This is a genomic window from Thermaerobacillus caldiproteolyticus (assembly GCF_013761245.1).
Taxonomy (GTDB): domain Bacteria; phylum Bacillota; class Bacilli; order Bacillales; family Anoxybacillaceae; genus Thermaerobacillus; species Thermaerobacillus caldiproteolyticus.
In genome coordinates, this window is record NZ_JACDUT010000001.1 from 465,157 (window position 1) to 475,452 (window position 10,296).

Genomic DNA, 10,296 nt, shown 5'->3' on the forward strand with positions numbered 1-10,296 from the left:
TTGTCATTTTCTTGGATTCAAGAGGCGGAGCAGCCTCTTGTCAACAGCTCGTGAACAGGTTTGGCTAAAGCCACTAAATCGTATTTTTGCTCATTCATCACCCATGTCGTTACCGTTTCATCAATCGTACCGAAAATCATTTGTCTTGCAAGGCGAACATCTAAATCTTTGCGAAACTCTCCTTTTTCGATTCCTTCTTTGACAATCTGATCGACAACGCGTAAATAGCCTTTTAGCACTTCGTTAATTCGTAGACGCAATTCTTTATTTGATTGACGCAATTCAAGTTGAGTAACGATCGCTAAGTGACGATCAGCAGATAATAGTTGAAAATGTTTTTCTACTAACACATATAACTTCTGTGAAGGACTCGAAATTCCTTCTATTTCTTGCCCAATTTTCTCAATAAATGAGCCCATTTTTTCACGAAAAAGCGAAACGAGAATATCTTCTTTATTTTTAAAGTATAAATAAATCGTTCCGTCTGCGACCCCCGCTTGTTTCGCAATTTTGGATACTTGTGCTTGGTGGTAGCCGTTTTCGGCAATGACAACTACTGCTGCTTCGATGATTTGTTTAAATTTCGGTTTGTCTCTTTTCAATACTCATTCTCCTTTTCAAAATATGAATGAATAATCATTCATATTTCTATTTTAAAAACTATCTGTTAATTTTGTCAAGATGAAGTTTTACAAAAGAAAGAGCCTTTTCCGTTGGCAGGCCCTTTTACCCTTTTTTGTTTTCCTCTTCCACTAACACCCGGCGTAAAATTTTCCCGACCGCTGTTTTTGGAAGTTCTTTACGGAACTCATAGATACGCGGCACTTTATAGGCTGCCAATCGACTTCTCATAAATTCGTCCAACTCTTCTTCGGTACATTGTTCTCCTTCTTTGAGCACGATAACCGCCTTCACTGTTTCGCCTCGATATTCGTGCGGAACGCCAACAACGACCGCTTCTTTCACTTTTGGATGCTCATATAATACTTCTTCGACTTCGCGCGGATAAATATTATATCCGCTGGCAATAATTATATCTTTCTTGCGGTCGACGATGAAGAAATATCCACGTTCATCCATATATCCTACATCCCCTGTATATAGCCAGCCGTCGCGCAATACACTTTCCGTCTCAAATGGTTGGTTCCAATATCCTTTCATCACTTGTGGACCACGAATAATAAGTTCACCAATTTCGTTCACCTTCGCTTCTTGTCCAGTTTCTAGCGAGATAATCTTTGCCTCCGTATCCGGCCACGGAACGCCAATGCTTCCTTTTATCCGTTCACCGTCCCATAAAAAATTCGCATGGGTAACAGGGGATGCTTCAGTTAAACCGTATCCTTCAATGAGCTTTCCTCCGGTTATTTGTTCAAATTTCTCCTGCACCTCTACCGGCAGCGGAGCCGAACCGCTAATGCATGCTTTGATGGACGACAAATCATAACGGGATAAGTTTGGATGATTTAATAGTGCGATATACATCGTCGGTGCTCCGGGGAACAACGTCGGTTTTTGCTTTTCGATCGTTTTTAGCGTCATTTCGACATCAAATTTCGGGAGGAGAATCATTTTATACGCTCGCATGATCGCTAAATTCATAATCGTCGTCATGCCGTACACGTGAAAAAATGGCAATACTCCTAAAATCGCTTCATTCCCTTTTTCGCAGCGGTACATCCAATGAACGCACATCAACGTGTTCGCAATTAAATTGCGATGGGTAAGCATCGCTGCTTTCGGAAACCCTGTCGTGCCACCCGTATATTGCAGCAATGCAACATCTTCAACTGGGTCGACCTCAACATTGATTTCATTTGGGCTCGTTCGGGCAACAATATTGGAAAAGAGATGCTGGTCGTCACGCTCTTCGATTTGCACCGCAACCGGCTGCTGCCTTTTTTGCACAAATGGATAGAGCCATTTTTTCAGTGGCGGTAAATAATCTTTGATGCTCGTAATAATGATGTGCTTGACGTTCGTGTGCCCTTTTACTTTGACCGCCTTTGGATAAAGCATATCCAATGTAATTAACACCGTTGTTCCGCTATCGTTAAGTTGGTATTCAAGCTCGCGTTCCGTATAAAGCGGGTTCGTTTGTACGACGATTCCTCCAGCGAACAGCACCCCGTAATAGCTGATGACTGACTGCGGACAGTTTGGGAGCATAATCGAGACACGATCTCCTTTATTTAGTCCGATGTTCACGAGATAGTTTGCGAAAGCTAACGACTGTTCGTACACCTCTTGAAAAGTTAACGTTTTTCCAAGAAAATAAATCGCTTCTTTTTGCCCAAATTGCGCTGCCGTTTCCCTTAAATAGTCCGGTAGCGTTTTTGCCGGATAGTCAAGATGTGGCGAAATTTGCGGCGGGTAATAAGCGAGCCACGGTTTTTCCATCATATCCCCTCCGTGTTTGATTATTCAGACGATTCATTTTTATTTTATTATACTTTTCGAAATTTTACATCATAAAAAAATAAGCGCCTACTATTGCTGTTGTAGGACGCTTATTGTTTTCTTATTAAGCAAAAAATAATAAGTAAACAATGCCGATGACAAGAAAGACACCACATAAAACAAATAATACCTTCGCTAATGTCTCCATCTCTCTTTTACTCCCCGTATTCGTTCTAATGAATTCCTTCACCAATCACAAATGATAAGCCGATCGAAATGACCATAGAAATCAAGCCGACCGCACGATTATCCTTGGCAATCTCCTCGTCAATATTAAATTTTGGCGTTAAAAATTCATAAATAAAATAGGCGATAAGCAATAAAATAAACCCGTACACACCCCAACCGATCATCGCAAGCAGTGAATCATGATGATGAAGTGCATATCGAAAAATATTAGCGATACCAAAAATTTTTCCACCCGTTGCCATAGCAACAGCCACGTTTCCATTTTGAATCTCATCCCAATTTTTATATTTGGTGACGAGCTCAAAAATCGCTAAAAACACAACCATACATAGGACAGCTACACTAAAATTTGCTGCAATTTTCACTACTTCATTTTCCCAAAAGGAGTTCATCGTCTTCGCCCCTTATTATTTCAATTCCACAATCGTAACACCCGTTCCTCCTTCAGTTGCCTCGCCAAAGCGAATGTTTTTGACGGAACGGTGTTTTTTCAAAAATTCTTGTACTCCTTTTCGCAACGCTCCTGTGCCTTTTCCGTGAATAATCGAAACGCGCGGATAACCAGCTAAAAGCGCATCATCAATATATTTTTCGAGGCGGACAATCGCATCCTCATACCGTTCCCCGCGCAAATCAAGCTCAAGCCCAACATGATAGTCCTTTCCTTTGACAGTTGCTAGCGGCTTCGTTTCTGTCGGTTTCGAGCTGCCGATATACTCCAGCTCGCGCTCTTTAATTTTCATTTTTAAAATGCCGAGCTGCACTTGCCATTCATCGTCAGATACTTTTTCAAGCAAGTAACCTTTCTGATTTAAATGAACGACTTTCACTTCGTCACCAGGACGAAATTCATGATGCGTCCGCTTCGCCGCTTTCACTTTTTTCTTCGAATCGAACGTTGGTACTGCTTCTTCTAACCGTTTTTTCGCAGCAATCAGCTCGTGCTCCTTAATTTCCGCCTGCTTTTCTTTCTGCATTTGCCGAAGCTCACGAATGATGTGTTCCGCCTCTTGTTGAGATGATTTGACGATATCGGCGGCTCTTCGTTTCGCTTCTTCAATAAGTTCATCTCGTTTTTCGTTTAATTCCTCAAGCTTCTCTTCCCACTCGTTGCGAAGCCGCTCCGCTTCTTTCCGTGCGTCTTCAGCCTGTTTCCATTCTTCTTCCGCACGCTTTTTACTATGCTCAAGGGAGGCAATCATATTTTCGACTTTGTTGCTTTCTGCGCTGATATGGGATTTCGCCCGTTCAATGATGCGCTCGTCAAGGCCGAGACGTTTTGATATTTCAAACGCGTTACTCCGCCCTGGAACACCGATTAATAATTTATACGTCGGACTTAATGTTTCGATGTCAAATTCAACGCTCGCATTGATGACGCCGCGTCGATTATACCCGTACGCTTTTAACTCCGGATAATGCGTCGTCGCGACAACGCGCGCTCCGCGTTGATGTACTTCGTCCAAAATGGCAATTGCCAGCGCTGCCCCTTCCTGAGGATCTGTCCCTGCTCCTAATTCGTCAAACAGCACAAGGCTGTCGCTATCAATGTTGCGCAAAATATCGACAATGTTGACCATATGGGAAGAAAACGTACTCAAACTTTGTTCAATTGATTGTTCGTCGCCAATGTCGGCATAAACGGAGCGGAACACCGCTAATTCCGAACCGTCCAACGCCGGAATAAAGAGACCTGCTTGCGCCATAAGCGTCAACAGTCCGATCGTTTTTAACGTGACTGTTTTTCCCCCTGTATTCGGACCAGTAATGAGCATCGTTGTGTAATCTTTACCAAGTTCAATATCATTTGGAACGACGACATTCGGATCAATGAGAGGGTGGCGCGCCTTTAACAGGCGAATATAGCCGTGATCGTTCATCAATGGCTTTGTTGCCTTTATTTTCTTTGCGTATTTCGCTTTGGCAAACAAGAAATCGAGTTCGGTTAATATGTTGACGTTCTCTAACAGAGCATCTGCTTGTTCAGCAACTTTTCCCGTTAACTCCATTAAAATTCGCTCTATTTCCTGTTTTTCTTTGACGCGAGCTTCTTGAAGCTGGTTGTTCAAATCGACGACGACTTGCGGCTCAATGAATAACGTCGCTCCGGAAGACGATTGGTCATGAACAATGCCGCCATAAGCGCTGCGATACTCTTGTTTTACCGGGATAACATAACGATCATTACGAATGGTAATAATCGCGTCCGATAACATTTTTTGCGCCGATGAAGAACGAATCATATTTTCCAATTTTTCGCGAACTCTCGCTTCTGTATTTCGTAGCTGCTGACGAATCGACCGTAAACGCTCACTGGCATTATCCAGCACTTCACCGTGATCATCGATGCATTTTTTAATTGCTTGCTCGATCTCGGACAACGAAACGAGCCCGGCTGCATATTGCGATAAATGGGAAAACGATGACGAATCCTCCGCGAGCGAATCAATAAATGTTTTCATTTGTCTAGCTGCATACAAGGTACTTGCAATATCGAGCAATTCCTGAGGGCTTAATGTTCCGCCGATGCTTGCTCGCTTCACGCTTGACCGTATATCAACAATTCCGTCGAGCGGAACATGCCCGCGCAGACGTAAAGAAGCGACTGCTTCATCGGTTTGCTCCTGCCATTGAACAACTTCATCAAAGTCAGAAGATGGAAATAGCCGCTCTACCTTTTCCTTTCCTAATGACGAAGATACATGTTCTAGCAATTGGGCTTTCACTTTGTCAAACTCTAACACTTTGAAAACTCGTGTATGCACAGATGAAAAACCTCCATGTTTACTATTTTTCGTCATGTCGCCGTAAAAATTGGCGCAGTTCTTCCAACGTCCACGTATTGATCACCGTATCTTTACGAATCCATCCTTTCCGAGCTGCTGCCACGCCCACTTTCATATCCTCTAGCATGTCCAAATGATGGGCATCCGTGTTAATGGCAATTTTGACGCCAGCCTCTTGTGCTTTTTTTAAGTACGAATAGGCTAAATCAAGCCGATGCGGGTTGGCGTTTAATTCAAGCGCTGTATTTGTTTCCCGCGCAAGCTCAATAAGCATATCTATATCTACATCGTAACCATCACGCCGCCCAATTAACCGACCTGTCGGGTGGGCAATGAGATCGACATGATGATTGTTCAATGCCGCTTTTAACCGTGCCATAATCACATCACGCGGCTGGGAAAATCCCGAATGAATCGCGGCAATCACAAAATCCAGTTCCTGAAGCACTTCATCATCATAATCGAGCGTTCCATCAGGCAGAATGTCCATTTCAACGCCGGATAAAATGGTAAAATCATCGTATTTCGCATTTAACCGTTCGATTTCTTCACGTTGTCGTTTTAATCGTTCGACTGTCAAGCCGTTCGCTACTTTCAAAAACTGTGAATGATCGGTAATCGCCATATATCGATATCCTTTTTTGCGGCACGCTTCCGCCATTTCCTCAATGGAGCACGCGCCATCGCTCCAAGCGGAATGCATATGCAAATCCCCTTGAATATCGGAAAAATGAATAAGAGGATAGTCTTCCTGATACCGATCCACTTCACTTCCATCTTCGCGCAATTCTGGCGGAATGAACGGCAATCGAAAATGGGCAAAAAACTCTTTTTCATCCGCAAACGTGATTATTTCGCCTGTTTCTGTGTTCTCGACACCATATTCACTAATTTTTTCCCCGCGCTCTTTCGCCAGTTGCCGCATCCGCACATTATGTTCTTTAGAACCTGTAAAATGATGCAAAGTAGTCGCAAATTGTTCCGGGGTCACTAAGCGAAAATCGACAGCGATCTCATATTCATAGCGAAGCTGTAACGATACTTTTGTGTCGCCACTGGCGATGACAGCAGAAACATTGGCTAACGCAACCAATTGTTCACGTACCCGCTGCGGCTCATTGGTCGCAATGATAAAATCTAAATCTTTCACAGTTTCCTTCATGCGCCGCAGGCTTCCGGCACGGGAAAAGCGAATCACTCCACTCATGTTCCCCAGCTGCTGTTCAATTTCCTCAGCAATCGGCAGCACTAAAGCAAGCGGCAAGCGCTCCGGACGAGAACCCATCTCTTCAATTGCAGCTAAAATCTTTTCTTCGGTTTTCTTTCCGAATCCTGCAAGCGCCTGCACTTTCTGTTCCAAACAAGCAGCCTTTAAAGAAGCGACATCAACAACTCCAAGCTCTTGATATAGCTTGGCAATCTTTTTGCCGCCAAGTCCGGGAATTTTTAAAAGCGAAAATAAACCAGACGGAATCTCGTTTTGTAACTCCTCAAGCACCATTGATCTCCCTGTTTCGAGAAATTCTTTAATGACGGCAGATGTCCCTTTTCCTATTCCCGGAATTTTTGTGAAATCTTCAATTTCTGCTAAACTGCGTTCATCGGTCTCTAACGCGTTCGCCGCCTTGCGAAACGCAGCAATTTTAAACGGATTTTCTCCTTTGATTTCCATATATAACGCAATCGTTTCCAATAGCTGAATCACATCTTTTTTATTGGCTAGCATGACAAACACCACCTATACGTACGATCCACTATGAAAAATGATACAAGTTTTTCGTGAAAAAGTACAAAAAAACTTCCCTATCGGATAGAGAAGTCGCTATGCCATATAATGAATCCACATTTGTTTCAGCATGTCAGATAAAAATGGAGTATGCTTGACAATGACAGTGGCCATAAACGAATGTTGAATCTGGGCCTGCAAACTTTGAATCGGAATGAGGGCACCGACATATAAGAAAAGAAATACGATTAAGTACACCTCAACAAACCCTAACGCACCGCCAGCCCAACGATTCACGCTTCGCAACAGCGGCAATTGTGCGACGAAATCAAGCATAGAGCCAATAATTTGCATAATAATTTTCGTCGCAAAAAATAAAATCGCAAACGCCATCGCTCGATAGTAAGCTTCGTCAAGATGCGCGCTTTCAAATAACATTTTGACCGTCTCCGGATCGCCGAACGAAGGATACGGAATCCATAATCGAAGCGTCGGTGCAAATTTTTCGTAGTTCATATAGGCAACGACAAATGCGATGATAAATCCTGTCATATGAATAAACTGCAAAATAAATCCGCGTTTTAAGCCAATCATAAATCCCATTAAAAGGATGAAAAGCAATACTAAATCAACCATTCAGTCACTCATCCTTTTCTTTTTTCATTTGCTGTAAAAGTCGATCGTAGTCCTCTTTTAATTTTATGTATTCATGAACGACATTGACAGCCGTTAATACCGCCAGTTTATTAATATCTAATGTCGGGTTTTTCGCGCTAATTTCTCGCATTTTATCATCGACAATCGACGCCACTAACCGAATATGGCTAGAGCTTTCCGTGCCAACAATCGCATATTGCTGTCCATATATGTCGACCGTAATCCGCGTTTTTTGTTGCTCTGCCAAATTATTTCCCCCATTCGTAAAAATCCTAATGTTTATCATACCATGAATGCTGGTATAATGAAAAGACGTGACCTTTCCCCTTCCGGTGGATGAATCTTTAATAGGAGATGAGGAATTTGGCCAATCACGTCATAAAAGCAACGAAAATGATGATCGATGAAATGAGGCAGCATTATGCTTCTTATATAACAGATCACCTTCCAACGGGCGCTTTATTTGTTGCCAAACTAGCAGGTTGCACGATTACTGCGTATCGCTCGGGAAAAGTGCTGTTTCAAGGAAAAGAGGCAGAACGAGAAGCAGCACGGTGGACAAATGAATCGGTAAAAGAGTCAGTACCTGTTCAACAACCGCACTGGACAGCTGTATCGGCGATCGGATCGGATGAAGTCGGAACAGGAGATTATTTCGGACCAATCGTCGTCGTCGCTGCTTATGTCGCAAAAGAAAACATTGAAACTATCAAAAACATGGGAGTGAAAGATTCGAAATTGTTAACGGATGAAGCAATTCGCCGGCTTGCTCCTTCGCTCATGAAAGCCATCCCGTATTGCTCCGTCGTTCTTTCGAATCCAACGTACAACGAATGGCAAGCAAGCGGAATGCCGCAAACCAAAATGAAAGCATTGTTACATAATGAAGCAATTCGAAAGCTCGTTCAACAGCTCGCACCGCTTGAACCGGAAGCAATTTTAATTGACCAATTTATTGAACGTGATTTATATTTCCGATATTTAGAAGGAGAAAAAGAGGTTATCTGCGAACGAGTATATTGTTATCCAAAAGCAGAAACGATTCATGTCGCCGTCGCCGCTGCTTCGATGATCGCTCGCTATGTATTTTTGAATGAAATGGAACAATTAAGCAAGCAGGTAGGCATGGAGCTTCCAAAAGGAGCAGGGGAGCAAGTCGACCAAGTGGCGGCGAAGTTAATGGAAACGCACGGACTTTCTGTACTTGATACGTGCGCCAAACTTCACTTCGCCAATACAGACAAAGCGAGACGTATCGCCCATATATAAAAAAGCGTAAGCGTCCTTCCTATTGGCAACAAGCGCTAGAAATTCACCGAAAAGATCCCATTCGTCTCTTGTCACGTCCTGTGGCCCGCCGAATGCCGGACATTGTGCCCTTCATCAATAGTTTGAGTCGAAGCTATCTCAAGACGATAGTACGTGAAGCTAGGCACAATGTTTGCTTTCTTACCTTTTCAAAAAAGCACCGTACAAAACGTTGTTGTTTTGTACGGTGCTTTTGCTTTATGAACCATAATTTTCGATCGCTTCGATCACTTTTTCCGCTGTGCTTCTGCTTGACTGCGGATTTTGTCCCGTTACTAAATTCCCATCACGAACAGAGAAATCTGTCCATTTTTCTCCAGAAACGAAATTAGCTCCTCTTAAGCGCAAAGTAGATTCAAGCAAAAATGGCATATACTTATCTAATTGCACTTCTCTTTCTTCTTCGTCAGTAAACGCGGTTACGGTTTTTCCTTTTACTAACGGAGTTCCGTCCTTATATGTTACATTAACAAGACCCGATGGCCCGTGGCACACGGCACCAATGACTCTGCCGTCCTCTGCAAATTGCTGCAATACATATTGGAGTGTTTCATTATCTGGGAAATCAAACATCGTCCCGTGGCCACCCGGAAGGAAAATGGCATCAAATCCAGCTGCATCCTCCTTGCTTAAACGAGCTGTGCTTTTCAACTCTTCTTCCGCTTTTGCCCATTCAGGTTTCTTTTCATTTATACTGCGGGGATCAAGAGGCACCTCTCCTCCTTGAATACTTGCTACCTTGACATCATATCCTTTTTCCTTAAAGACAAGATAAGGAACCGCAAATTCCTCAAGCCAAAGCCCCGTTTTATGATCATCTGTAATCGTCGTATGATTTGTAACAACCATTAAAATACGCTTCGTATTCGCCATTGTCATTCCTCCCTGTTTATGTAAGTTACTGATATCATATACTACCTTTTTCTGAAACTCCAAAAATATGCTTATGTATGACAAAATAAAAAATTTTTTCGGAAACGTCATTCTTATTGTGTAACCAACGAGCAAAATCAGTTCTTACGTTCTTTAGTTATTAAGAATGTTTGTATCTATTGATTGAGATATAGAGTCCTTGAATATGGTCGTGCTCCTTCACTGACAAATTAATTCCTATGTATTCCTTTAACTAGGTTGTTTCGTAAAAAAGAGAGCTTCGATTCCTGTTTCATA

General features: G+C 42.7%; 9 protein-coding genes. 1 reads left to right on the forward strand and 8 read right to left on the reverse strand.

The window, feature by feature from the left end:
* Positions 1 to 17: 17 nt before the first annotated feature.
* The 7 genes from HNR31_RS02395 to zapA form a co-directional block, all read right to left on the reverse strand.
* On the reverse strand, positions 18 to 602 hold the full coding sequence (locus HNR31_RS02395) for a TetR/AcrR family transcriptional regulator (RefSeq protein WP_181554646.1): 585 nt from the start codon (positions 600 to 602) through the stop codon (positions 18 to 20).
* Positions 603 to 726: 124 nt separating this feature from the next.
* Positions 727 to 2,400, reverse strand: a complete 1,674-nt coding sequence (locus HNR31_RS02400; protein ID WP_181554647.1) for an AMP-binding protein — start codon at positions 2,398 to 2,400, stop codon at positions 727 to 729.
* A gap of 233 nt (positions 2,401 to 2,633) precedes the next feature.
* Complete coding sequence (locus HNR31_RS02405; RefSeq protein ID WP_181554648.1) at positions 2,634 to 3,041, reverse strand: DUF350 domain-containing protein; 408 nt, start codon at positions 3,039 to 3,041, stop codon at positions 2,634 to 2,636.
* Positions 3,042 to 3,056: 15 nt separating this feature from the next.
* Positions 3,057 to 5,414, reverse strand: coding sequence for an endonuclease MutS2 (locus HNR31_RS02410; RefSeq protein ID WP_181554649.1), 2,358 nt, complete (start codon positions 5,412 to 5,414; stop codon positions 3,057 to 3,059).
* A gap of 22 nt (positions 5,415 to 5,436) precedes the next feature.
* Positions 5,437 to 7,161 carry a DNA polymerase/3'-5' exonuclease PolX gene (gene polX, locus HNR31_RS02415; protein ID WP_181554650.1) on the reverse strand — a complete coding sequence of 575 codons (1,725 nt, stop codon included), beginning with the start codon at positions 7,159 to 7,161 and terminating at the stop codon, positions 5,437 to 5,439.
* 96 nt (positions 7,162 to 7,257) lie between these two features.
* Positions 7,258 to 7,797 (reverse strand): CvpA family protein, encoded by a 540-nt coding sequence (locus HNR31_RS02420; protein WP_181554651.1) that lies wholly within the window; start codon positions 7,795 to 7,797, stop codon positions 7,258 to 7,260.
* Between the two features lie 4 nt (positions 7,798 to 7,801).
* Positions 7,802 to 8,065 carry a cell division protein ZapA gene (gene zapA / locus HNR31_RS02425; RefSeq protein ID WP_181554652.1) on the reverse strand — a complete coding sequence of 88 codons (264 nt, stop codon included), beginning with the start codon at positions 8,063 to 8,065 and terminating at the stop codon, positions 7,802 to 7,804.
* A gap of 116 nt (positions 8,066 to 8,181) precedes the next feature.
* On the opposite strand from zapA, the gene rnhC reads away from it, so the two are divergent.
* Complete coding sequence (gene rnhC, locus HNR31_RS02430; RefSeq protein ID WP_181554653.1) at positions 8,182 to 9,087, forward strand: ribonuclease HIII; 906 nt, start codon at positions 8,182 to 8,184, stop codon at positions 9,085 to 9,087.
* 237 nt (positions 9,088 to 9,324) lie between these two features.
* Here the strand turns inward: rnhC and HNR31_RS02435 are convergent, their stop codons facing one another.
* A complete protein-coding gene (locus HNR31_RS02435; protein ID WP_181554654.1) occupies positions 9,325 to 9,999 on the reverse strand; it encodes a type 1 glutamine amidotransferase domain-containing protein in 675 nt (224 codons plus the stop codon).
* Between the last annotated feature and the right edge of the window lie 297 nt (positions 10,000 to 10,296).